Raw genomic sequence first — 21,983 nt, 5'->3', positions numbered from 1 at the left:
CATGAACGCCTCCCTGCCGTCCGAACCGGGCATCCGCGTCAGCCTCGCCGAGCTGATCGAGATGCGTCACCGCGTACGTGAAGTGCAGCTGTTTTCCACGCCGAGTCAGCGCAGCCCGCTGATCGGCCTGCATCACTCGAAATTCCGTGGCCGCGGCGTCGATTTCGATCAAGTGCGGGTCTATCAGGCCGGCGACGACGTGCGCACCATCGACTGGCGCGTGACGGCGCGCACGCAAGAGCCGCACACCAAGCTGTTCCATGAAGAACGCGAACGGCCGATTTTCATCATGGTCGAGCAAAGCACGCGGCTGTTTTTCGGCTCCGGGCTGATGTTCAAATCGGTACTGGCGGCGCAAGTCGCGGCGTTGATCGGTTGGGCCGCGCTCGGCCATAACGACCGCGTTGGCGGGCTGGTGTTCGGCGACAACGAGCACTACGAAATCAAGCCACGGCGCAGCAAACAGAGCCTGCTGCAATTGCTCAATCGTCTGGTCAAGGTCAATCAGTCGCTGCACAGCGAGCGTGAACCGGATCGCGATGCGTTCGGCGTGGCCTTGCGCCGCGCCCGTGAAGTGCTGCGCCCGGGCAGTCTAGTGATCGTCATCTGCGATGAACGCGCGCTGTCCGATAGCGCCGAACAGCAACTGAGCCTCCTGTCGCGCCATTGCGATCTGCTGATGTTGCCGCTGTCCGATCCCCTTGATCACGCCCTGCCCGCCGCCGGCCTTCTACGGTTCGCTGAACGTGGCGCGCAGCTTGAACTCGACACCCTCAACTTCGACCTGCGCCAGACCTATCGCGCCCAGGCCGAAGCGCGCATCGCTCGCTGGGAACTGCTCGCGCAAAAGCTACGGGTGCTGCTGATGCCGCTAAGCACGCAAAGCGAAATGGTCGAGCAGATGCGCGAATTCCTCAATCCGCAGCGACCGGGGAAAGGTCGATGAGCGGCCTCGAACAACTGCAACCACTGATCTCGCCGCCACCGATCGCCTTCTGGCCGCCGGCGCCGGGTTGGTGGCTGCTGCTTCTGTTGCTGCCGCTGCTCGGTTATGCCGCGTGGCGTCTGCGCCGTTTCTTTCCGATGAAAAAGCGCCCGATCGTGCGCGCCGAACAGCCGCTCGACCCCGTGCGCATCGCCGCCCTCGCCGAACTGGCGCAAATGCCCAAACCCTACGACGGCGCTCCGGCTGGCGCGTGGCTGCAGCAACTCAACGGCCTGCTCAAACGCCTGTGCCGCAACCACTATCCCTACAGCCAGAGCCATACCCTCAACGGGCGCAAATGGCTGGCGTTCCTCGACAACCGCTGCCCGGCGGCGGGCCTGACGCGCTGGATGGTGCTGGTCGAAGGCGCGTACAAACCAGAATGCAAACTCGACGACAAAGCCATCGCCGGCCTGACCCAGGCTGTCGACACGTGGATTCGCAAACATGTTTGAGTTCGCCTGGCCGTGGATCTTCGTGCTGGTGCCGCTGCCGTGGCTGATGCGCCTCGTATTGCCAGTGGCCGACAGCGGCGAACCGGCACTGAAAGTCAGTTTCTTGTCCGACCTCGAAGGCCTTGCCCGCCGTCGCGCTCGCGCCAATCTCCCCGCATGGCGCCAACAAGCACCGTTCATGCTGTTGTGGCTGTTGCTGCTGACCGCCGCCGCGCGCCCGCAATGGCTCGGCGAACCACTGCCGATTGCTGCCAGTGGGCGTGATCTGCTGGTGGCGGTGGATGTGTCCGGCTCGATGGATTTCCCCGATATGCAGTGGCAGGACGAAGAGGTCAGTCGCCTGACGCTGGTGCAGCATCTGCTCGGTGATTTCCTTGAAAGCCGCGATGGCGACCGTGTCGGCCTGATCCTGTTCGGCAGTCAGGCTTATCTGCAAGCGCCGCTGACCTTTGATCGCCACACCGTGCGCGTCTGGCTCGACGAAGCGCGCATCGGCATTGCCGGCAAAAACACCGCCATCGGCGATGCCATCGGTCTGGCGCTGAAACGCCTGCGCATGCGCCCGGCGCAAAGTCGCGTGCTGATTCTGGTCACTGACGGCGCGAACAACGGCGGCGAAATCGATCCGCTGACGGCGGCAAAACTGGCCGCTAGCGAAGGCGTGAAGATTTACCCGATCGGCATCGGCGCCAATCCGGAGGACAGCGGTTCAACCGGCCTGCTCGGCGTCAATCCGAGCCTGGACCTCGACGAACCGGCGCTCAAAGCCATCGCCGAAGTCACCGGCGGCCAGTATTTCCGCGCCCACGACGGCAAGGAACTGCAAGCGATCAAAGACACCCTCGATCAACTCGAGCCAGTCACCCAGCAACCGACTCAGGCACGCCCGGCGCAAGCCTTGTATCACTGGCCTCTGGCGCTGGCGTTGTGGCTGAGCCTGTTGCTGGTCGCCCGGGAATTGTGGCCGGACAACCCGCTGCAACGCCTGTTCACCAAGGAGCTGTATCTGCAAAGTCCGCTGCCTGACTGGCGCGAGCGCCTCAAGCGCCTGCGTCTGCGGAGGCGCCGATGATCGCGCTCTGGCCGCACTGGTTTCGTCCGTGGTGGCTGCTGTTGCTGCCGCTGCTGGGCTGGCTGATCTGGCAACTCTGGCACCGACAGAAACGTGCCGGGCGCTGGCAGATGATCTTGCCGCCAGCGTTTCATGCCACCCTGCTCAGCGGCGGCAATGGTCGCGACAGCAAACTGCCGTGGGTCGCCCTCGGCGTGGCGTGGTTGCTGACGGTCCTGGCGCTGCTCGGGCCGAGCTGGGAACGCGTCGAACAGACCAGCCAGAAACCCGCCGATCCGTTGGTGGTGGTGCTGGAACTGACCCCGGAAATGCTCGCCACCGACTCGCCGCCAACGCGACTGGAACAGGCGCGGCGCAAGCTCTTCGACCTGTTGCAGGCGCGCAGCGATGCGCAGACCGCGATCGTCGTCTACGCCGGTAGCGCGCACACGCTGGTGCCGCTGTCGGATGACCTGGCGACCAGTCGCAATTTGCTCGATGCGCTCAAGCCTTCGCTGATGCCGGAAAGCGGCCACCGTGCCGATCTCGCCGTGAGTAAAGCGCTGGCGCTGCTGAAACAGGGTGCACTCGGTCAGGGGCGGATTTTGCTGATCGGCTCATCGCTCGATGAAGAAGAACGCCAAGGCATTCGCCGCGCACTCAGCGGACAATCGGCGCAGTTATTGATGCTCGGCGTCGGCACCGCCGAAGGTGCGCCAATCGCTCAAGAGGACGGCAGTTTCCTCAAGGACGAACAAGGCGCGATTCGCGTGCCGCAACTCGACAGTCCGGGCCTGAGCGCTTTCCTCAACAGCGTCGGTGGCGAATACCACCCTGCGCGCCTCGACGAAGCGGATCTTGGCGCGCTCGGCCTGCTCAACGGCCCGCGCAGTCTGCGCGATGATGGCCAGACCGTGCGCCTCGATACCTGGGCAGATCAGGGTTACTGGCTGCTGTTGCCGCTGTTGTTGCTCGCCGCGTGTGCCGGGCGTCGTGGCTGGTTGTTCTGCCTGCCGTTGCTGCTGTGCTTGCCACAGCCGAGCTACGCTTTTGATTTTGAGGACTTGTGGCTGCGCCCCGATCAACAGGGCCTGCACTTGCTCAAACAGAAGCGTCCGGCCGAAGCCGCGCAGCATTTTGACGATCACCAATGGCAAGGGGTGGCGTTGTACGAGGCCGGCGACTACAGTGGCGCCGCTCAGCGTTTCGCCGAAGGCAGCGATGCCCGCGCCCACTACAATCGCGGCAACGCTTTAGCGAAAAGCGGTGAGCTGGAAGCGGCAATCGACGCCTATGAACAGGCACTGGAACTGCAACCGGATTTGCGCCCGGCGCAGACCAACAAGGCGTTGGTGGAAAACCTGCTCAAACAGAAAAACACGCCGCCGCCCGCCGAACCGGACAACAAATCGACCGAACAGAGCCTGCCCGGCGACGAACCACCGCCTGCAACCGCACCACCACCGGCGGTAAAAAGTGAAACCCACAGCGAAGCGCAACCGAGCGAATCGGCCAGCGAACCGCCACCGACCACGCCGCCGCAGCCAGGCCCCAACGAAGTGCCGGGCAGCGACGAGGAAGAACAGACGGACACCGTGCCGACGCTGCGCCAGAGTGAAGACAACCTCGAAGGCGAGCAACGCCAGGCGCTGGAACAATGGCTGGGCAAGATCCCGGATGATCCGGGCGAATTGCTGCGACGCAAATTCTGGTACGAACAGCAACAACATCAGGATCAGGAAAACACTCGATGACCCGCTTCACCGCTCTCTTGCTGCCCCTGCTGCTCTGCACGGCCACCGCCCAGGCGGCCGAGCTGACCGCCAGTGTGGATCGCAGTCGCCTGAACTCCGGCGAGACGGTCGAACTCACCCTCGAAACCAACGACGTCACCCAGTTCGGCAAACCCGACCTGACTGCGCTGGAAGCGTTGTTCGAAGTGCGCGGCACGCGGCAGGTCAACCAGCTCAACACCCTCAATGGTGACAACCCCGCGACCACGCGCTGGATCATCACCCTGCTGCCCAAAGAGAACGGCAGCGTGGTGATCCCGCCGCTGCAATTGGGCGACGCGCAGAGCCAGCCGATCACCGTACAAGTGGTCGAAAGCGACACCCGCGAGAATAAGAACAGCCTTGATCCGGTGTTCATCGAGGCCAGCCTCGATCAGTCCAGCGTGTATGTGCAGGCACAGGCAATTCTGACCCTGCGTATCTACCATTCGGTGTCGCTTTACGACGACAGCAGCCTGACGCCGCTGCAAATCGCCGATGCGCGCATCGAGCAACTCGGCGACACGCGCACCTACGAAAAAGACCTCAACGGTGTGCGCCACGGCGTGATCGAGATGCGCTATGCGATCTACCCGCAGCACAGCGGTTTGCTGACCATTGCGCCGCAAACGTTCAGCGCGACGCTGGTCGACACGCAGCCGTCTCAGGACGCGAATGCGCAGGGCCCCAAGCCGGGCAAACTGATGCGCGTCAGTTCGTCCGAAATCCCCCTGACGGTCAAACCCAAACCGCTGACCTATCCCGTCGACGCGCCTTGGCTGCCCGCGCGCAGCCTGAGCCTGAGCGAAAGCTGGAACCCGGAGCCGGAGCACACCCAGGTCGGTGATTCCCTGACACGCAGCCTGACGTTGAAAGTCGAAGGCCTCGCCAGCTCGCAACTGCCAGCGCTGCCCGCCACCGACGTCAACGGCCTGCGCCGCTACCCCGATCAACCGGTGCTGAGTAACCAGAGCACCGACCGCGGTATTGTCGGCAGCCGCGAAGAACGCGAAGCGCTGGTACCAAGTCGCAGCGGCGCCATCGACTTGCCGACGGTGGACGTGGTCTGGTGGAACACCTTCGAAGACCATCTGGAACACAGCAGCCTGCCCGCACGCACCCTGCAAGTGGCCAACAACCCGAGCCTGCAAGTCGACACCCCGGCCGGCAATCTGCAAGTGAGCGCCGTCGATAACGATGTGTTGTGGTGGTGGAAACTCAGCACGCTGATCCTCGCCTGCACCACCCTGCTCGGCTTCGGCCTGTGGTGGCGCGCGCGCTGGCAACCGGCAGTGCATCGCGCTGCCCAAACCGGCCCGAGCCCGCGCACGTTGATGGATGACATCAAGCGGGCGAGCCAGGCCAATGATCCACAGGCAACGCGGCAGGCGCTGGATGCGTGGGCGCGTCAGCAGCCGGAGACATTGGCGGACATGGCGGCGCGGTTTGTGCCGTTGTCGGATGCGCTGGATGGGCTTAATGGTGCGCTGTACAGCGAGACGGGGCAGCATTGGCAGGGTGAGGATTTGTGGCGGGCGATCCGGACTATTCCGGCGGCGGAACGGGTGCAGGACCCGGTGGGTGACAGCGGGTTGCCGCCGCTTTATCCGAAGTAAAAGCAAAAGATCGCAGCCTTCGGCAACTCCTACAGAGGGTATGTGTAGGCGCTGCCGAAGGCTGCGATCTTTCGATTCTACTTTAGGGAAAAAAGGCTGAAAACAATCGGAATCAATAGTCGAATTTCGTTTTCACTTGTTCGCCTTCGCGATAGGAGAGAACAAATGCCTTCCAGGGTTCACCGCGAGCGACCGCACGCTCGTGTAATTTTTCTACAAGCGCATAGATTTTCGAATGGTTGAAATCAGTTTCAGCGTCCCAGATTTCTGAGCCATTTTTTTCAACGGCGAGGTCTGCCTCCATATAGTTCCCCCCCCATTCAACGCGGTATCGAAAGGCGTCATAACCGTGAACAATTCCGGCCTCAACCAGCTGAAAAATGGCTGTCACAAGTTCAAAATCTTCAGCAATCACTCTCTGACCTCCGGAAATTTATTGTTCCAATCATCCCCTCTTTTAAGTGTGCGCGGAAAAGCTCGACACAGTTGGCCTCGACATCCTGTCAACTTCAATCGCCCAATCCCAAGCAACTAATTCACTTCCTTTATATAGGAAGAAAACTGTCCACCACCTTGGTCCACGTGCAGCCGCCCGCACTGCTGGCATCGATAAACCGTAACAGCCCCTTGGTCTATCGCTTCGTAGAATTCGTCTTCAGACAGCCAGCGATTTGATAGCGCATAGCCAATTTCATCTATCTTCTGTTCAGCGACCAGAGACATTTCACACTCGGACGTCCCTTGAGACAGGTTAATGACGTGACCGCATACACAAGCAAATTTTGGCATGGCTACTGAAGTGTCCTTTTTCTGTTCAAGTTGCCTTATGGCGATTTTGGAGTCACACCCACGAAAGATCCCTCATGGACAGTCCACGTTTTTTTTTAAAAGAGGTCTGTCCCGTTATCCTCCGCCTATTCAACCTATGCCCGTAGTCTGGACATGCTGGTCGGCGCCTACAACTACCTCGACCTCACGCCCAAGGGCAGAAATGAGGACGAGATCATGGAGTGGGTGCGGCATCATGATCGGTATGATAATGAGACAAAATCCTGCGGATGCCATGAACGATAAAAGATTCCACCACTTCATGGAGATAGCACTGAACCTGGGAGATTTACGTTGAGTAAATCTCCCAGGGCTTTACAGGAAAAAAACACTCAACCTTCTTCTGGCGCAATGTAGTTGAAATCAATTTTCAACTTCCCCAGCACGGTATCCAACGTGATAACACAGCTGTTCCAAACCGGTAGCCCGGATGTCATGTTTTGCGCTTTATAGAGATTCCTCAGCGCTATCAGGTTTTCATGAATACCAACATCGACCTCTGGGCTGCCTGGGCTGAACCAATCTTTCTTTCCATTCTCATCAATATAGTCAAACAACAACTTACAATGATCATCCTCGGGTGAAAGTTCAGCCTCAACGATAACCGCACTCGCTGTATCAGGAGCAGTGTTAATCAGAATTTGGCCGATCTGGCGATAAATTTCGTCTTCACTCATCCTACCCCCCCGTTTACACCCCAGCCAGCGGCCTCTTAATCCGAAACTTTTTCGTAAACAAAACCTTTGGGGATTTCCGGCCAAATAGGTTTTTTTACCAGCGCATCGAGATCGTCATAAATATCGCGGAAAAAATTAGCCAGATCCATGAAGTCCACACGTGAATTCATCAGCGCAACTTTCAACATGACATCGTCTGCATTTTCCTTGGCGGATGCCGCTCTGGACATATTGTAGAGAGCGTTTCCCAACCTTTCGGAAAGTTCAACCTCCCAGTCCAGCTTGTAATCGGCCTCCAAACTATTGCCATCAAAGCTACCCGCCTTTTCTTTCATCAGCTCGATGATCAGCTGTTTCACCGACTCAAAATCATTCATCTCAATTTTCTCTCATAGTAAAACGGGGACAGACTACGTTTTCGGAGTACTTTCTAAAAGTGGTCTGTCCCCATCATTTACTCGTATGTCTCAAGAAATTGTCACTCGATTCAACGGTAAGAACTCTCTGTGCCGCTCTCCCCTGATTCATTTTTCAACTATGGCAATTTCAGTATCACAACCTCATCGGAAGCTTTTGGCAGCTCTAAAGTATGCTTCCATTGTTTCAGGATCTTGCGCCACTCCTCCAACGTAAACCAGCTTTGCGGCTGACCAGTCCAGTCATCGTTGATCAGAATATCCACCTGTACTCCCTCGGAGCTCATATTCAGCAGAACATCGTTTCCCCCTTCAGTGACTGAGGTTTGCGCGCCCCGCTCTACTGTTGAAATAGCTGCCAGCAGACGATCACAATCCTCCGGAACTTGTGCGATGGCATCAAGAACACTGCATACATAAAGCTGGTAGCGTTGCGCGTCTTCCTGATCACAATTCACTTCAACGATCGCGTGAAACAACTGTCCTTCGGGGTAGATACCGCCGGCGGTTTGATAAAATTTCAGTTCCATAAATGCCTTGGAATTTACGACTACTCCTCAGCGCGTGTGCTGAGGGTCAAAATTTTCTATGGCAGTTGGACTAACACAACCTCATCTGACCCCTGGGGCAACTCCAAAAGGTGTTTCCAGCCCTCAAGAATTTTTTGCCATTCCTGCAAGGTGAATTTGCTTTCTGGCTGACCGATCCAGTCGTCATTGATCGAAATGTCAACCTGCACACCCGCTGTATCAATATTCAAAACAACGTCGTTTCCACCCGCACAAATTGATCGCTCTGTGCCATCCAGTACAGCCGCCAGATACCCAAGCATTCGATCACAACTGGCCGGGGTTTGCGCAACGGCGCCCAGCACGCTGCAGACATAAAGCTCATAGCGTTGAGCCCCCTCCTGCCCCGAGCTCACTTGCGCCATTTCATAAAAGACCTCGCCCAAAACAGGGTGAGGACCGGCCGAGTGATAAAAAAACTTCAGCTCCATGAATGTGCCCGATATTTAGGATTCATAGACGGGAAAAACGTTGTGCCAGGATTCCATCAGGGTAAAACCGCACGACCCGTTAATTTGCGCTTTTTCCGTAATCAAACCCTTCAGGAATATCCGGCCAGACTGGTTTTACCAGCAGTGCATCGAGATCGTCAAAGATGTCCCTGAAAAAATTTGCGAGGTCCATGAAATTCATCCGGGAATGCACCAGCGCCGCCGTCAACATGACACCATCGCCACTCTCCCTCGCGGAGGCCATTTTAGACATACTGAAAAGAGCGCTCTCAAGCCTTTCCGCCAACTCGGACTCCCAATTCAGCTTGTAATCAGCCTCCCAACTGTCGGCATCAAAATCACCGGTTTTTTCTTTCACCAACTGGATGATCAGGTCTTTCACCGCCTCGAAATCATTCATCTCAATCTTCAACCTTATCTCCAGTACGACTCTGACTGTTACGTTTCGCGAAGCGACTGTTTAGTAGCTCTTCGGCGCTCAAGCATCGACTTCCATCTTCAACTTTTCTTTGAAACTGAGCACCTCCGACAGAGGGACGACCCACTCGGAAATCCTGTCGCCATCTTCGTTAACGACCTCTCGTGCACCGACGTAAGAATTAACATCATCCAGATTGAACCCGGAAACAACGTAGTCTAGAAAAACCACATTATTCTGAATGTGAACAGACTCTCCAACAAAGTATAAAACCCAGACCATCAGAAAATTTGCGGAGTCTGGATCAAGCATTGAAGTGACTAATACAGAATGCTGTCTCCTTTCGAGACCGAGACAAAGCGATGAGTACCAGCTACTCACGTATTCCTGCCTGCCCCAGAAGGAGATCGGAGCAAAGAAGTTTTCCTCTTCGTCACCCAGTCGTATCAATCCACGTAAGGCCTGGGTTCCAAAGTGCTCGAAAGGCTCTTTTTCCAGCAGGATTTCAAAACTCATTAGCTAATCCTTCACCCAGTTCAAATCTTTCAATCATGGCTACTCTTGAGTTATCAACCAGCAACCAATAGATATCTTCCCCTTGTTCAGGAACCCAATCCAGCACGAACGCAAGGTTGATAGCAGGAAAGCAAGACCTCAAAACCTCAAGCAAACCAGTATTCTTCTCACCGGAAAACAATGCGTCTTTTGCGCCCAACGACTCTTCCTTCCATTTCTCATCAACAGCAATTCCACCCCCCCCGGAAAGGCTGGAGAACCGGGGAATGACAACGTTTATTTAAACGTGGTCTATCCCATTCACCACCTATGGCTCTTCGGAAATGACGTCCAACTCGTCCCACAGCATTGAAAGCCCCATGCTTTGCATGTAAGTACCATAATCCATAAAAGGTCCAACGCCGATTTTCTCAATTGAAAACCAGATGGCGTCACACTCTGGGCATATAAATAACTCAGTCCCGGTAGCCCTGATACTGGCACCGACAATGTGGTCCTGCTCACACCTCGGGCAAAGTATCTTCACTGTCCGGATTCTCCGGGCGGAAAGCCTGCCGACCCACTATCAATAATTGCTTCACCTGATAAAACGTAATCACCGGACCGTAATTTTCGTCGGAGTTCGAGACCTCGACACTAAATGATTTGTCCGGGAATTTTTCCTTCAGCACCATGCGCCAGGCAAAACCAATGACCTCGCACAACTGCAGAAATATGCTTGCTGATACGCCATCCCCGTATTGACCAAAAACATCGTAGAGCTTCACATAATTCAACAGTCGCTCAGCCTCTGCCATGTCGTGAGAGGCCAGACTCAAGCAGCGCGCGAACGTTTCTACTGAAAAATTTCGCTCTAGAAAAACGCCCCCTTGAGACATGACGAACGTCGGGAAGAACAATGTCGAAAACACCAGCATCTGTTCCGGGTGGCATTGATCATGGATGTAAGAATGGATATCCAGGCCTTCCTGATTCGCCCACTGTTTCTTCCAGGCGTCATATTGTTCAGTGTCGATGACCGGGGGTATAGAGTTGATCAGTTGCACTGCGTTTGCTCCATGCATCCGAGGTGATATCAATATGATGGCCAGATACTAGATAGCTGCTGTTTGGGCGTCAATCAAGGGATTCATCGAAATGCCCGGCCGCGTGCCGTCCGGACAAGCCCTCCCACCGCAATAATCTGTAAACTCTCCCCTCTTTCGCCGCCCTTCATTTCTTCGCGGCCATCACCTCTTTAATTGTTGCGGAGTCCACCTTGCGTCTGTTCCACACCTCCGACTGGCACCTTGGGCAAAACCTGCACGGCCAGGAGCGCGATTTCGAGCATGCGTGCTTCCTCGAATGGCTGCTGCGCCAACTGCAACTGGCGCAGCCGGATGTGCTGCTGATTGCCGGGGACATCTTCGACACGGTCAATCCGCCGGTCAAAGCCCAGGAACGCCTCTACGATTTCATCGTCAGCGCCCACGAACAGCAGCCGTTGCTGACCATCGTGATGATTGCCGGCAACCACGATTCCGGCTCGCGGATCGAACTGCCCGCGCCGCTGATGCGCCGTTTGCGCACCCATGCGCTGGGTCGGGTGCTGTGGCTGGATGACGGTCAACTCGATGCCGAGCGTCTGCTGCTGCCGTTGCCCAATGCCCAAGGCGAAATTGCTGCGTGGTGTCTGGCGCTGCCGTTCCTGCGTCCGGCGGAGGTGACTGGCGCGCATCTGGGCGACAACTATCTGCGCGGCATCGGTCAGGTGCATGAATGGCTGATCGAAGCGGCCAACGCCAAGCGCAAACCCGGTCAGGCGCTGATCGCCATCAGCCACGCGCACATGGCCGGCGGTTCGGTGTCGGAAGACTCCGAGCGCAGCCTGATCATCGGCAACGCCGAAGCCCTGCCCGCCAGCCTGTTCGGGCCGAGCATCAGCTATGTCGCCCTCGGCCATTTGCACAAGCCGCAGAAGGTCAACGGTGAAGAACGCATTCGTTATAGCGGCTCGCCGATTCCGTTGTCGTTTTCGGAGATTGGCTATCAGCACCAGATCCTCGACGTCATTCTCGACGGTGAAACCCTGGTCAGCGTCGAGCCGAAACTGATCCCGCGCTCGGTCAATCTGCAACGCATCGGCCCGGCACCGCTGGCCGAGATTCTGCTGCAACTGGCCGATCTGCCGAACATCGACCTGCTCGCCGAAACCCAGCGTCAACCGTGGCTGGAAGTACGGGTAACCCTCGACGAGCCGCAGCCGGATTTGCGCCATCAAGTCGAAAGCGCCCTGCAAGGCAAAGCCGTGCGCCTGGTGCGCATCGCCGCCGAATACGCCGGCAATCGTGGAGCTGACGGTACCGAAGACGGCGCCGCACTGATCGAACTCGACCAACTTACTCCGCAAGAACTGTTCAGCCGCGCCTGGCTCGACAACTACGGCAACGAGGTCGATGAGCAGACGCTGAAGGACTTTGCCGAATTGCTGCAGGACGTACAACTGGAGGGCGAGCAGCCATGAAGATTCTCGCCATTCGCTTGAAGAACCTGGCCTCGCTGGCCGGCCCGTTCGAAATCGATTTCACCGGTGAACCATTGGCCAGCGCCGGTTTGTTCGCGATCACCGGCCCGACCGGCGCCGGTAAAAGCACCCTGCTCGACGCGTTGTGCCTGGCGTTGTTTGGCGCTGTGCCGCGTCTGAACAACACCGGACGTGACGCCAAAGTCCCGGATGCCGACGGTGAAATCGCCACCGGCGACCCGCGCACTCTGCTGCGTCGCGGTACCGGCGAAGGTTATGCCGAAGTGGATTTCGTCGGTGTCGATGGCCGTCGTTATCGTGCGCGCTGGGAGGCCAACCGCGCCCGCGAGAAGGCCGGCGGCAAGCTGCAGGCCAGCCGTCAGAGCCTGCGCGACATCGATCAGGATCAACTGCTCGCCAGCCAAAAAGGCGAATACAAAACTCAACTGGAAGCTGCGCTCGGCCTGAACTTCGAACAGTTCACCCGCGCCGTGCTGCTGGCCCAGAGCGAGTTCAGCGCATTCCTCAAGGCTGACGACAACGACCGCAGCGAGCTGCTGGAAAAGCTCACCGACACCGCGCTGTACACCCGCCTCGGCCGCCGCGCCTTCGACAAGACCAAAGAGGCCCGCGAAGCGCACAAGCTGTTGCAGGATCAGGCCACCGGCGTGACCCCGTTGGCACCTGAAGCCCGGGCCGAGCTGGATGAGCGTTTCAATGCTGCACAACAGCAAATGAAGTTGCAGCAGGCGCAGCTCAAACAACTTGAGCAACAACACAGCTGGCTCAAGGATTTGCGTGTGTTGCAGGACGCGCAGCAAGCTGCCACCGAGCAATTGCACAGCGCACAGCAGCAATCCGACAGTCTGGCCGGCGAACGGGTGAAACTGACGCGGCTGGAGCAGCTCGGCCCGCAGCGGCATCAGTTCGCGCGCAAAAGCGAACTCGATGCCCTGCTGACGCCACTGGCCGCGCAAATTGCCGCGCACACCCGGCAACATGCCGAACTGACTGAGCGCCAGACGCAACTGGAGCAAACTCTGGAAGCGGCGAAAGTTGCCCTGAGCGAAGCGCAGCAACGGCAAAGTGAAAACGCGCCGCTGTTGCGTCAGGCCTTTGATGAGCAAAGCACCCTCGCCCGTCTGGCCAAGGATGTCGCGCAAAGTACCGAAGCCAAGCTCAATGCGCAGCAGGCTTGCACCGAGGGCCAGAATGCCATTCAAGCCTTGCTGGATAAACAGACCCAAGTCGCCGAACGCCTACAACGCATCGCCGCTGAGCTGGAGCAAAGTACCCATCTGGCACCGCTGAGTGATGCGTGGAATGCCTACCGCGATCGCCTGCAACAGTTGATGTTGATCGGCAATCGCTTGAACAAGGGTCAGGCGGAACTGGCGAGCCTCGAAGAAAACGCCACTCGCAGCGCCGCAGAGCTGACCACGCAAAAGCAGCAACTGGAAATGCTATTCAAGGAGGCCGGCGCCGAACCTGATGCCGTCGCCGAACAGATCGGCCTCCTCAGCACGCTGTTGCAGGACAACCGTAAACAACTGCGCGCCTTCGAAGACCTGTCGCGTCTGTGGGCCACGCAGCAAGATCTCGACAAGCGCAGCAGCGAACTGCAACAACGCCAGCTCAGCGCCCAGCTGGAACGCGAGCGGCTGACTCAGGACGGCATAAAAACCAAGGCCGAGCTGACCGTTGCCGAGCAAACCCTCAACGTCACTCGCGAGCTGCTTGAACGTCAGCGGCTGGCGCGCAGTGCCAGCGTCGAAGAGTTGCGCGCGCAGTTGCAGGATGATCAGCCGTGTCCGGTCTGCGGCAGCAACGAGCATCCGTATCATCAGCCCGAAGCGCTGTTGCAAAGCCTCGGCCGCCACGACGAAAGCGAACAGGCCAACGCTCAGCAAGTAGTCGATCAGCTCAAGGAAAAACTCATCGAACTGCGCGCCGAAGTCGGTGGCGTGATAGCTCAGCAAAAAGAATTACTGCAACAGCAGGAACAACTGGCCACTCAGCAACAAGCGTTGGCGCCAAGCCTCGACGCGCATCCGCTGTCCGCGCAGTTGTTCAATCAGGACGCCGACAAGCGCGATGGCTGGCTCGCCCGGCAAAACGAGCAACTGAACCAGAGCATCACTCAGGACGAACAACGCCAGAGCGCCCTGCTCACCCTGCAACAGGATGCCGCGCGTCTGACCCAGCAATTGCGTCAGGCCGAAACTACGCATCAACAAGCGGCGCAGCACCTGAGCAATCAGCAGCGCGAGCTGAGCAGCGACCGTCAGCGCCTCGACGAAGAACTCACTGCGTTCGGCAGTCTACTGCCGGCCGACACCCTTGAGGCCTTGCGCCAGGAACCGGCGGCGACCTTCATGCAGCTCGACCGGCAGATTGCCGAGCGCCTGGCGCAGGTCGATCAGCAGAAGGAGGAGCAGACCGAACAGCAACAACGTCAGCAGACGCTGGAGAAGGAGCAGGATCGCCAGCAGACCCGCGCACAGCAGTTGCTCAGCGCCGAACAGCAATTCGCCGCGCTCACTGAGCAACAGCAAGCCTGCCAGCAAAAACTTGCACAGTTGCTCGGCGAGCACAGCAGCGCCGAACACTGGCAGCAGCAGCTTGAGCAAGCGGTTGAGCAGGCGCGCAATGCCGAAACCGGTACCGCGCAGGAACTGCAGAACGTGCGCACGCAACTCGTGCAGATCGCCGCCGAACTCAAGGCGCAGCAGGAACGTTTGCAGGCGCTGCAAAGCGAAGACCAGGATCTGGCCAGCAAGATTGCCGACTGGCGCGCTCGCCATCCTGAACTGGATGACGGCGGCCTCGAAGACCTGTTGCGGGTCGACGACGGGCAGGTCGCCGAGCTGCGCCAGCGCTTGCAGCACAACGAAAAAGCCATCGAACAGGCCAAGGTGTTGTTGCAGGAGCGTGACCAGCGTCTGCTCGATCATCAGGCGCAGCACAACGGCAATCTGGATGCCGAACAACTGGCCAGCGCCCTCGCGGACCTGCAAAACCAGTTCACCGTCAGCGAACAGCAGTGCGCCGAATTGCGCGCCGAACAGGTCGAAGACCAGCGCCGGCAGAACGCCAATCAGGCACTGGCGCAGCAGATTGCCTCGGCATATGCCGAGTATCAACGCTGGGCGCGACTCAGTGCCTTGATCGGCTCGGCCACCGGCGACACCTTCCGCAAGATCGCCCAGGCTTACAACCTCGACTTGCTGGTGCATCACGCCAACGTGCAACTGCGCCAACTGGTCAAACGCTATCGCTTGAAACGCGGCGGCAGCATGCTCGGCCTGCTGGTGATGGACACCGAAATGGGCGATGAACTGCGCTCGGTGCATTCGTTGTCTGGCGGCGAGACGTTCCTGGTGTCGTTGGCGTTGGCGTTAGGCCTGGCGTCGATGGCGTCAAGTACGCTGAAGATCGAATCGCTGTTTATTGATGAAGGTTTTGGCAGCCTTGATCCGGAGTCGCTGCAACTGGCCATGGATGCGCTCGATGGCTTGCAAGCGCAGGGCCGCAAAGTGGCAGTGATTTCCCATGTGCAGGAAATGCACGAGCGGATTCCGGTGCAGATTCAGGTGCAGCGTCAGGGCAATGGTTTGAGCACACTGGAGGTGAAATGAACACGCTGTACTCCTTCCGCCGCTGCCCGTACGCGATGCGCGCGCGAATGGCACTGCGCTATTCGGGTGTGCCCGTGGAGATCGTTGAAGTCAGCCTCAAGGCCAAACCGGCCGAGATGCTGGCGATCTCTCCCAAGGGTACGGTGCCGGTGCTGGATGCCGGTGGGCTGGTAATTGATGAAAGTCTGGAGATCATGCGCTGGGCGTTGGCGCAGAATGATCCGCAGGGTTGGTTGCTTGATGGCGACTCGCGGATTGCTGAATTGATCGAGGCGAATGATCAGGGGTTCAAGGTGCAGTTGAATCGCTACAAGTATGCCGAGCGTTATCCCGAGCAGCCAATGGAGGTTTATCGGGCTGAAGGCGCGGTGTATTTGCAGCGGCTGGAAGCGCTGCTCAACGATCGCGATTATCTTCTGGCCGACCATCCGAGCCTGGCAGATATCGCCCTGCTGCCCTTCGTTCGGCAGTTTGCCCATGTGGATCGCGAGTGGTTTGCACAGACGCCTTATGTTCGCTTACAGGCCTGGTTGCAGCGCTTCCTCGAATCCGAGCTCTTCACTTCGATCATGAAGAAGTAACTCACTGTAGGAGCTGCCGGAGGCTGCGATCTTTTGATTCTGATCTTTTAAAAACAAGATCAAAAGATCGCAGCCTTCGGCAGCTCCTACAGAGGTCAAGCCAGCGCATGGCACATGCCGAGTGCCATGCAATCGACTTCGAAAGGCCCGAGAAAATCCGCCGAAACCTTTACCGGCGGATTGCCTGCCATCAGCCCTAAGGTATTCGCCCGTTCGATGTTGTGCGCGATCGTGTGATTAGCCTCTATGGCCCGGGCCAATGCCCCCACCGAGCCTTGACCGATACCCAATAATGAAGCGCCGTTGGTGAAAAACGCCAAACCGGCGACTACCCAAAGTCTGTAGCCTTTCATGCTCCGCCGACTCCCGCGAGTTCGGCCCGGTCGACCATCACGCTTTGCGAGCGGACTTCGAACTGGACGCCGGGGTGGGCGACTTGAATCGGCGCTTCGAAGCTGTGTTCCATCTGCGAGGCGATGCTGACGACCAACACTACGGCCAGGTAAAGACCGATGGCCAGATAGGCGCCGCGTTTGGCTGAATGAATGATTGCGCTGGCCATGGTGTTCTCCCGTGGGCATGTTTCGATGTCCACAGAATCGATCAAAAAAGCCGTGGCAACCACTCAGGGTTTTCCATAGTAAACATCAGCTTCGTTGATTATTTAGCCAGTCTATTTGCGTGTTTGAAGAAACCTATCGTGCTGCGAACAACACACGCACACGTGTAGGAGCTGCCGAAGGCTGCGATCTTTTGATTTTGCTTTTGCCGATCGTTCCCACGCTCTGCGTGGGAACGATCAAACAAGATCAAAAGATCGCAGCCTTCGGCAGCTCCTACAAGGGAGTTGTCTGCAGACTTTCAGTGTTGGGCTTTGTGATCCAGGGCGGCGTAGAAGTTGGCGCTTTGTTGCAGGTATTTCTGGGTGTAGCTCTGGGTGTGGGATTTTTTGCTGGCGATTTCAACGTTGGCACCGGCTGGCAGTACCACGGTGGCAGAGATGGCGGAAGCGGCAATTACGGAGAAGAGATTGAAGTTCATGGCGGTAACCCTCGTGTGCGGTTGGCTTGTTTGCCCGATTGGGCTGTGAAGCAAACTTAACGCTCGAGGGTTGATCGCTTGAAATGCTTTGTAGCATTACCGGATATCAGCGCGATTAATACAAAGAGACAGGCCCCGAAAACCGGGGCCTGTGGCTTATTGTCGCACTATGAACTTGAGGTCGCTGGGGGCGTCCATCGGCAGTTTCTGCACGGTTTTTCCGAGCAGACCGGTCTTGCCATCGCGCTCGACGACGACGATTTCGTTGCTTTTCTGGTTGGCGATCAGCAGGAATTTGCCGCTTGGATCGAGGCTGAACTCGCGCGGGTGATCGCCTTCCACCGAACGCTTTTGCAGCTCTTTGAGCTGGCCGGTGGCCGGATCGATCGCGAACACCACCAATTGATTGGCGGTACCACGGTTGCTGACGTAGAGGAACTTGCCATCGGCCGAGGCATGCAGCGCCGCACCGGCCTTGTCCGAGGTCGGCTGGCCGGCGGCCAGGTCGACCAGTTGCGTCTGCGTCAGCACGCCGTCGTGGTAGTCGAACACCGCGACCTGCGCGCTCATTTCCATGGTCAGCCAGGCGTGTTTGCCGTCAGCGCTGAACAGCAGATGACGCGGGCCGCTGCCGGCCGGCAAGGGCACTGCAGCGGTCATCGCAGGTGTCAGCGGCAAGTCCGGGTTGGCCTTCGGATCGAACAGGTAGACGAAGACCTTGTCCGCGCCCAGATCGTTGGAAAACACGTAGCGGCCGTCAGGCGAAGAAACCGTCGAGTGCACGTGGTTGGAGGCCTGGCGCTCAAGATTGATCCGGCTCGCCGGATGCGCGCTCATCTGCACGACGGGTTTGAGTTTGCCGTCGGCACCAACCGGCAATACCGCCAGCGTTCCACCCGGATCTTCCATCACCGAATAGTTGCTGACGAACAAGTGACTGGCATCACCGCTGAGGCTCGAATGGGTCGGCTCGTTGCCCAGGCTTTGCACTTGATTGATCAGGGTCAGCGTGTGGGTTTTCGGATCAATCGAATAGCTGCTGACACGGCCGACCGGGTCTTTCTGGCCCGGGCCGTTTTCATTGACCACGAACAGCCTGCGCTGGTCTTTGGACAATGTCAGCCATGACGGATTTTCGCTTTTGACCACTTGCAGCGGTTTGGCAGCGATCTGGCCGGTGGCACTGTCGAAGTTCATTCGATAGAGGCCTTGGCTGGTGTTGGCGGTATAGGAACCGACCAGCAACTGGAAGCTTTCTGCAGAGGCCGTGGACAGGCCCATGGCGCCGACGCTGCCGGCCATCAGCAGCGGCCAGAATTTACGCATTTTCATCAGATTCTTCCTCGTCATCGCTGCTGCTGACTACATCGCCATGACAAACCAGGCGGTGTTCGCCGATCGCTTTGGTTTCATTGAAATAACCGACGATCAGCCAGCTTTGCAGGGAGTCATCAAACGTTGCCGCTGCAACCTGAGCCGGGGTGAATTCCCAATACTTGACCGCTCGGCCGTCGATGCATTCGATGTGCAGGTTGTCGTCTTCATCAAGGAAAAATTCGAAGGCGTGCAGGCCGTCGATTTCGACCATATCGGAGTGTTCGAGGACGTCGAGAAGGGTTTGGGCAGTCATGGCAAACAGTCTTTCTAGGGGGGAAAGGGCCAATGATAGCTCAATGTGATCCAGAGGCCTTATGGGAACCCTTGTGGGAGCGAGCCTGCTCGCGAATGCGGTGTGTCAGGCCATGAAAGGCTGACTGAAAGAATGCATTCGCGAGCAGGCTCGCTCCCACAGGGGATATTGGCTGTCGGTTACAGGGCGTCGCGTGAGGGCTTGCCGTCGACGAGGCGCTGGATGCGCAGCGGGTTGGCGTTTTTCAGTGGCTCCGGCAGCAAGCTGTCCGGGTAGTTCTGGAAGCATACCGGGCGCAGGAAGCGATCGATAGCCAGGGTACCGACGGAGGTGCCACGCGCATCGGACGTCGCCGGGTATGGACCGCCGTGGACCATCGAATCGCACACTTCGACACCGGTAGGATAACCGTTGAGCAGGATCCGCCCGACCTTCTGTTCCAGCAGCGGTGTCAGTTCTGCGAAGCGCTCGAAGTCCGCCAGCTCGCCAATGATCGTCGCGGTGAGTTGCCCGTGCAGACCGTTCAACGCAGCGCTGAGTTGCGCCTGATCCGCCACTTCGACAATCACCGTGGTCGGGCCGAACACTTCTTCCTGCAGCACTTCATCGCCATCGATCAACAGGCTGGCATCGGCCTTGAACAACTGCGGCTGCGCCTGATTACCCTGCTGCGGATTGCCGGCCAGATGCTCGATGCCCGGATGTGCCAACAGCTTCTGCAAACCTTTGCCGTAGCTGCCGAGGGTGCCGGCGTTGAGCATGGTTTGCGCTGGCTGATCACCGATCAGACCGGCGACTTGCTGAACGAACGCGCTGAACTCTGGCGAGCGGATGCCAATGACCAGTCCCGGATTGGTACAGAACTGACCGCAGCCCTGCACCACCGAAGCGGTCAGGTCGCGGGCAACCGTTTCCGAACGCTCGGCAAGGGCCTGCGGCAGGACGATCACCGGGTTGATGCTCGACATTTCGGCAAACACTGGGATCGGTTGCGGGCGTGCCGCGGCCATGTCGCACAGTGCGCGTCCGCCCTTGAGCGAACCGGTGAAACCGACCGCCTGGATCGCCGGATGCTTGACCAGCCATTCGCCGACGCCACCGCCGTAGATCATGTTGAATACGCCGGCCGGCATCGAGGTTTTTTCGGCGGCACGGATCAGTGCATCGGCGACCAGTTCAGCCGTGGCCATGTGACCGCTGTGGGCCTTGAACACCACCGGGCAACCGGCAGCCAGCGCCGACGCGGTGTCGCCGCCAGCGGTGGAAAATGCCAGTGGAAAGTTGCTTGCGCCGAACACCGCGACAGGGCCGAGGCCGATGCGGTACTGGCGCAGATCCGGACGTGGCAGCGGTTGGCGATCCGGCAGCGGTAAATCGATTCGCGCACCATAAAAATCACCTCGACGCAGAACCTTGGCGAACAGGCGCATCTGCCCGCTGGTGCGTCCGCGCTCGCCTTGTATGCGTCCGGCCGGCAACGCGGTTTCACGGCAGACCACGGCGACAAAATCATCACCAAGGGCATCCAGTTCATCGGCGATCGCGTCGAGAAACTGCGCGCGGCGTTCGGCGCTGAGGCTGCGATAGGCCGGGTACGCGGCAGCAGCGGCTTTGGCGGCGGCGTCGACCTCTTCGGCCGTGGCCTGAATGAAATCGTGCGGCAACTGTTCGCCCGTCGTGGCATCGACGGATTGCAGTTTGACGTCGCCAGCAGCGCTGCGCTGACCGCCAATGTAGTTGTGACCGAGAATCTGAGTCATGGGATCTCCTTAAAGGGTGCCGATGCTGTCCGGCGCAAAAGCGCCTGCGATCGGCACGATGCCGTTGACCAGCGGTGCGCCGAATTCGGCCTGGCTGATTTCGAACAGGTCGCCCGGTTGCGTGCGGATGCCATCGGCGAACGACAGCGTCGCGGTGCCGAAGAAGTGAATGTGCACGTCGCCCGGACGCAAGAACTGACGGTATTTGAAGTGGTGGTATTCGAGGTTGGCGAGGCTGTGGCACATGTTCGCCTCGCCGCTGAGAAACTCGTTCTGCCAGAGCACTTCGCCGTCACGCAGAATTCGACTGGTGCCGGCAAGGTGTTGAGGCAATTCACCGGTGCGAAGTTCCGGGCCATAACTGCAACTGCGCAATTTCGAGTGCGCGAGGTACAGGTAATTCTTGCGCTCCATGACGTGGTCGGAGAACTCGTTGCCCACCGCGAAACCGAGACGATAAGGCTTACCGTCGTGACCGATCACATAGAGGCCGGCCATCTCCGGTTCTTCACCGGCATCCTCGGCGAACGGCGGCACCGGGAAAGGTTGGCCCGGACGCACGACGATGCTGCCATCGCCCTTGTAGAACCATTCCGGTTGCACACCGGCCTGCCCCGCCGCCGGTTTGCCGCCCTCCACGCCCCATTTGAAAATGCGCATGGTGTCGGTCATCGCCGCTTCGTCGCCGGCCTGCTGGTGCATTTTGTCCCGCGCCGAGGCGCTGCCCAGGTGGGTCAGGCCGGTACCGCTGACCAGCATATGTGCCGGGTCCGGATGGTCGAGTGGCGGCAGAATGCGCAGTTGCGACAGTAGTTCGGCGTAGTCGTGGCTGATGCCGAGGCCGAGGTTTTGCACGTGCTGCTCAAGGGAGTGGCCGGCCTCGATGGCGGCCAGCGCCAGATCGCGCACGCTGCGCGCATCCTGCACTTCGCGCACCAGAGCGTTGTCGACCACGCCGACGCGGCGCTCGCCGTTGCTTAATTCGAATTGAACCAGATGCATGTTTTTCTCCTGTGTTATTCGAAACACCGCAGATCCTTGTAGGAGTGAGCCTGCTCGCGATAGCGGTGTGTCA

At 58.4% G+C, this 21,983-nt stretch carries 24 protein-coding genes and 1 pseudogene; 9 read left to right on the top strand and 16 right to left on the bottom strand.

Annotated elements, in window-relative coordinates:
- The first annotated feature begins 1 nt into the window (after window position 1).
- From PspR84_RS12285 to PspR84_RS12265, 5 genes are read left to right on the top strand one after another with little or no spacing between them, the layout of a single operon-like run.
- On the top strand, window positions 2-946 hold the full coding sequence (locus PspR84_RS12285) for a DUF58 domain-containing protein (RefSeq protein WP_160057454.1): 945 nt from the start codon (window positions 2-4) through the stop codon (window positions 944-946).
- Window positions 943-1,440, top strand: coding sequence for a DUF4381 domain-containing protein (locus tag PspR84_RS12280; RefSeq protein WP_160057453.1), 498 nt, complete (start codon window positions 943-945; stop codon window positions 1,438-1,440). Before PspR84_RS12285 ends, PspR84_RS12280 begins: the two co-directional genes overlap by 4 nt.
- Window positions 1,433-2,512, top strand: a complete 1,080-nt coding sequence (locus tag PspR84_RS12275; protein ID WP_160057452.1) for a VWA domain-containing protein — start codon at window positions 1,433-1,435, stop codon at window positions 2,510-2,512. The genes PspR84_RS12280 and PspR84_RS12275 overlap by 8 nt, the downstream gene beginning before the upstream one ends.
- A complete protein-coding gene (locus PspR84_RS12270) occupies window positions 2,509-4,245 on the top strand; it encodes a tetratricopeptide repeat protein (protein ID WP_160057451.1) in 1,737 nt (578 codons plus the stop codon). Before PspR84_RS12275 ends, PspR84_RS12270 begins: the two co-directional genes overlap by 4 nt.
- The gene (locus PspR84_RS12265) at window positions 4,242-5,879 is read left to right on the top strand and encodes a BatD family protein (RefSeq protein ID WP_160057450.1); all 1,638 of its coding nucleotides are present in this window, start codon (window positions 4,242-4,244) and stop codon (window positions 5,877-5,879) included. The genes PspR84_RS12270 and PspR84_RS12265 overlap by 4 nt, the downstream gene beginning before the upstream one ends.
- A 112-nt stretch (window positions 5,880-5,991) precedes the next feature.
- Here the strand turns inward: PspR84_RS12265 and PspR84_RS12260 are convergent, their stop codons facing one another.
- On the bottom strand, window positions 5,992-6,294 hold the full coding sequence (locus tag PspR84_RS12260) for a hypothetical protein (protein ID WP_160057449.1): 303 nt from the start codon (window positions 6,292-6,294) through the stop codon (window positions 5,992-5,994).
- Window positions 6,295-6,794: 500 nt separating this feature from the next.
- Here PspR84_RS12260 and PspR84_RS12250 point away from each other — a divergent pair.
- Window positions 6,795-6,953, top strand: a pseudogene (locus PspR84_RS12250) (DUF899 family protein); the annotation flags it as partial.
- A gap of 86 nt (window positions 6,954-7,039) precedes the next feature.
- Here the strand turns inward: PspR84_RS12250 and PspR84_RS12245 are convergent.
- The 8 genes from PspR84_RS12245 to PspR84_RS12210 all read right to left on the bottom strand — a co-directional run bounded on the left by PspR84_RS12245 (window position 7,040) and on the right by PspR84_RS12210 (window position 10,801).
- Window positions 7,040-7,384 (bottom strand): hypothetical protein, encoded by a 345-nt coding sequence (locus PspR84_RS12245; RefSeq protein ID WP_160057448.1) that lies wholly within the window; start codon window positions 7,382-7,384, stop codon window positions 7,040-7,042.
- Window positions 7,385-7,419: 35 nt separating this feature from the next.
- On the bottom strand, window positions 7,420-7,761 hold the full coding sequence (locus PspR84_RS12240) for a hypothetical protein (protein ID WP_095122880.1): 342 nt from the start codon (window positions 7,759-7,761) through the stop codon (window positions 7,420-7,422).
- A gap of 158 nt (window positions 7,762-7,919) precedes the next feature.
- A complete protein-coding gene (locus PspR84_RS12235) occupies window positions 7,920-8,330 on the bottom strand; it encodes a hypothetical protein (protein WP_160057447.1) in 411 nt (136 codons plus the stop codon).
- A 56-nt stretch (window positions 8,331-8,386) separates the two neighbouring features.
- Window positions 8,387-8,800, bottom strand: a complete 414-nt coding sequence (locus PspR84_RS12230) for a hypothetical protein (protein ID WP_095122884.1) — start codon at window positions 8,798-8,800, stop codon at window positions 8,387-8,389.
- A 79-nt stretch (window positions 8,801-8,879) separates the two neighbouring features.
- Entirely contained in the window at window positions 8,880-9,233 is a 354-nt protein-coding gene (locus tag PspR84_RS12225; RefSeq protein ID WP_174244444.1) for a hypothetical protein, read from the bottom strand.
- Window positions 9,234-9,299: 66 nt separating this feature from the next.
- A complete protein-coding gene (locus tag PspR84_RS12220; protein WP_160057446.1) occupies window positions 9,300-9,755 on the bottom strand; it encodes a hypothetical protein in 456 nt (151 codons plus the stop codon).
- Window positions 9,745-9,954: a hypothetical protein gene (locus PspR84_RS12215; RefSeq protein ID WP_160057445.1), complete on the bottom strand. Its 210-nt coding sequence runs from the start codon at window positions 9,952-9,954 to the stop codon at window positions 9,745-9,747. Before PspR84_RS12215 ends, PspR84_RS12220 begins: the two co-directional genes overlap by 11 nt.
- Window positions 9,955-10,255: 301 nt before the next feature.
- Window positions 10,256-10,801: a hypothetical protein gene (locus PspR84_RS12210; protein ID WP_178121144.1), complete on the bottom strand. Its 546-nt coding sequence runs from the start codon at window positions 10,799-10,801 to the stop codon at window positions 10,256-10,258.
- Window positions 10,802-11,013: 212 nt separating this feature from the next.
- Between PspR84_RS12210 and PspR84_RS12205 the strand changes: the two genes are divergently transcribed.
- From PspR84_RS12205 to PspR84_RS12195, 3 genes are read left to right on the top strand one after another with little or no spacing between them, the layout of a single operon-like run.
- Window positions 11,014-12,258: an exonuclease SbcCD subunit D C-terminal domain-containing protein gene (locus PspR84_RS12205; protein WP_160057444.1), complete on the top strand. Its 1,245-nt coding sequence runs from the start codon at window positions 11,014-11,016 to the stop codon at window positions 12,256-12,258.
- Window positions 12,255-15,896, top strand: coding sequence for an SbcC/MukB-like Walker B domain-containing protein (locus tag PspR84_RS12200; protein ID WP_160057443.1), 3,642 nt, complete (start codon window positions 12,255-12,257; stop codon window positions 15,894-15,896). The genes PspR84_RS12205 and PspR84_RS12200 overlap by 4 nt, the downstream gene beginning before the upstream one ends.
- Window positions 15,893-16,477 (top strand): glutathione S-transferase, encoded by a 585-nt coding sequence (locus tag PspR84_RS12195; protein WP_160057442.1) that lies wholly within the window; start codon window positions 15,893-15,895, stop codon window positions 16,475-16,477. Before PspR84_RS12200 ends, PspR84_RS12195 begins: the two co-directional genes overlap by 4 nt.
- Window positions 16,478-16,572: 95 nt before the next feature.
- Here the strand turns inward: PspR84_RS12195 and PspR84_RS12190 are convergent, their stop codons facing one another.
- The 7 genes from PspR84_RS12190 to araD1 all read right to left on the bottom strand — a co-directional run bounded on the left by PspR84_RS12190 (window position 16,573) and on the right by araD1 (window position 21,910).
- Complete coding sequence (locus tag PspR84_RS12190; protein WP_160057441.1) at window positions 16,573-16,830, bottom strand: hypothetical protein; 258 nt, start codon at window positions 16,828-16,830, stop codon at window positions 16,573-16,575.
- Entirely contained in the window at window positions 16,827-17,039 is a 213-nt protein-coding gene (locus tag PspR84_RS12185) for a hypothetical protein (protein ID WP_160057440.1), read from the bottom strand. Before PspR84_RS12185 ends, PspR84_RS12190 begins: the two co-directional genes overlap by 4 nt.
- 299 nt (window positions 17,040-17,338) lie before the next feature.
- Complete coding sequence (locus PspR84_RS12180) at window positions 17,339-17,518, bottom strand: hypothetical protein (protein ID WP_026000548.1); 180 nt, start codon at window positions 17,516-17,518, stop codon at window positions 17,339-17,341.
- 156 nt (window positions 17,519-17,674) lie between these two features.
- A complete protein-coding gene (locus PspR84_RS12175; RefSeq protein WP_160057439.1) occupies window positions 17,675-18,850 on the bottom strand; it encodes a lactonase family protein in 1,176 nt (391 codons plus the stop codon).
- The gene (locus PspR84_RS12170) at window positions 18,837-19,148 is read right to left on the bottom strand and encodes a DUF5629 family protein (protein WP_160057438.1); all 312 of its coding nucleotides are present in this window, start codon (window positions 19,146-19,148) and stop codon (window positions 18,837-18,839) included. Before PspR84_RS12170 ends, PspR84_RS12175 begins: the two co-directional genes overlap by 14 nt.
- Before the next feature lie 179 nt (window positions 19,149-19,327).
- Window positions 19,328-20,908, bottom strand: a complete 1,581-nt coding sequence (locus PspR84_RS12165) for an aldehyde dehydrogenase (NADP(+)) (RefSeq protein WP_160057437.1) — start codon at window positions 20,906-20,908, stop codon at window positions 19,328-19,330.
- 9 nt (window positions 20,909-20,917) lie between these two features.
- A complete protein-coding gene (gene araD1 / locus PspR84_RS12160; protein ID WP_160057436.1) occupies window positions 20,918-21,910 on the bottom strand; it encodes an AraD1 family protein in 993 nt (330 codons plus the stop codon).
- Window positions 21,911-21,983 lie beyond the last annotated feature (73 nt).

This window comes from Pseudomonas sp. R84 (assembly GCF_009834515.1).
In the GTDB taxonomy this organism is placed as follows: Bacteria; Pseudomonadota; Gammaproteobacteria; order Pseudomonadales; family Pseudomonadaceae; genus Aquipseudomonas.
Note: the sequence above shows the minus strand (reverse complement) of the source record. Positions and strands in the feature narration are given on the sequence as shown.

Coding starts and splice junctions, on each gene's coding strand:
- PspR84_RS12285 (WP_160057454.1), top strand. CDS start 2: ATGAACGCCTCCCTGCCGTCCGAACCGGGCATCCGCGTCAGCCTCGCC.
- PspR84_RS12280 (WP_160057453.1), top strand. CDS start 943: ATGAGCGGCCTCGAACAACTGCAACCACTGATCTCGCCGCCACCGATC.
- PspR84_RS12275 (WP_160057452.1), top strand. CDS start 1,433: ATGTTTGAGTTCGCCTGGCCGTGGATCTTCGTGCTGGTGCCGCTGCCG.
- PspR84_RS12270 (WP_160057451.1), top strand. CDS start 2,509: ATGATCGCGCTCTGGCCGCACTGGTTTCGTCCGTGGTGGCTGCTGTTG.
- PspR84_RS12265 (WP_160057450.1), top strand. CDS start 4,242: ATGACCCGCTTCACCGCTCTCTTGCTGCCCCTGCTGCTCTGCACGGCC.
- PspR84_RS12245 (WP_160057448.1), bottom strand. CDS start 7,384: ATGAGTGAAGACGAAATTTATCGCCAGATCGGCCAAATTCTGATTAAC.
- PspR84_RS12240 (WP_095122880.1), bottom strand. CDS start 7,761: ATGAATGATTTTGAGTCGGTGAAACAGCTGATCATCGAGCTGATGAAA.
- PspR84_RS12235 (WP_160057447.1), bottom strand. CDS start 8,330: ATGGAACTGAAATTTTATCAAACCGCCGGCGGTATCTACCCCGAAGGA.
- PspR84_RS12230 (WP_095122884.1), bottom strand. CDS start 8,800: ATGGAGCTGAAGTTTTTTTATCACTCGGCCGGTCCTCACCCTGTTTTG.
- PspR84_RS12220 (WP_160057446.1), bottom strand. CDS start 9,755: ATGAGTTTTGAAATCCTGCTGGAAAAAGAGCCTTTCGAGCACTTTGGA.
- PspR84_RS12200 (WP_160057443.1), top strand. CDS start 12,255: ATGAAGATTCTCGCCATTCGCTTGAAGAACCTGGCCTCGCTGGCCGGC.
- PspR84_RS12195 (WP_160057442.1), top strand. CDS start 15,893: ATGAACACGCTGTACTCCTTCCGCCGCTGCCCGTACGCGATGCGCGCG.
- PspR84_RS12190 (WP_160057441.1), bottom strand. CDS start 16,830: ATGAAAGGCTACAGACTTTGGGTAGTCGCCGGTTTGGCGTTTTTCACC.
- PspR84_RS12185 (WP_160057440.1), bottom strand. CDS start 17,039: ATGGCCAGCGCAATCATTCATTCAGCCAAACGCGGCGCCTATCTGGCC.
- PspR84_RS12180 (WP_026000548.1), bottom strand. CDS start 17,518: ATGAACTTCAATCTCTTCTCCGTAATTGCCGCTTCCGCCATCTCTGCC.
- PspR84_RS12175 (WP_160057439.1), bottom strand. CDS start 18,850: ATGAAAATGCGTAAATTCTGGCCGCTGCTGATGGCCGGCAGCGTCGGC.
- PspR84_RS12170 (WP_160057438.1), bottom strand. CDS start 19,148: ATGACTGCCCAAACCCTTCTCGACGTCCTCGAACACTCCGATATGGTC.
- PspR84_RS12165 (WP_160057437.1), bottom strand. CDS start 20,908: ATGACTCAGATTCTCGGTCACAACTACATTGGCGGTCAGCGCAGCGCT.
- araD1 (WP_160057436.1), bottom strand. CDS start 21,910: ATGCATCTGGTTCAATTCGAATTAAGCAACGGCGAGCGCCGCGTCGGC.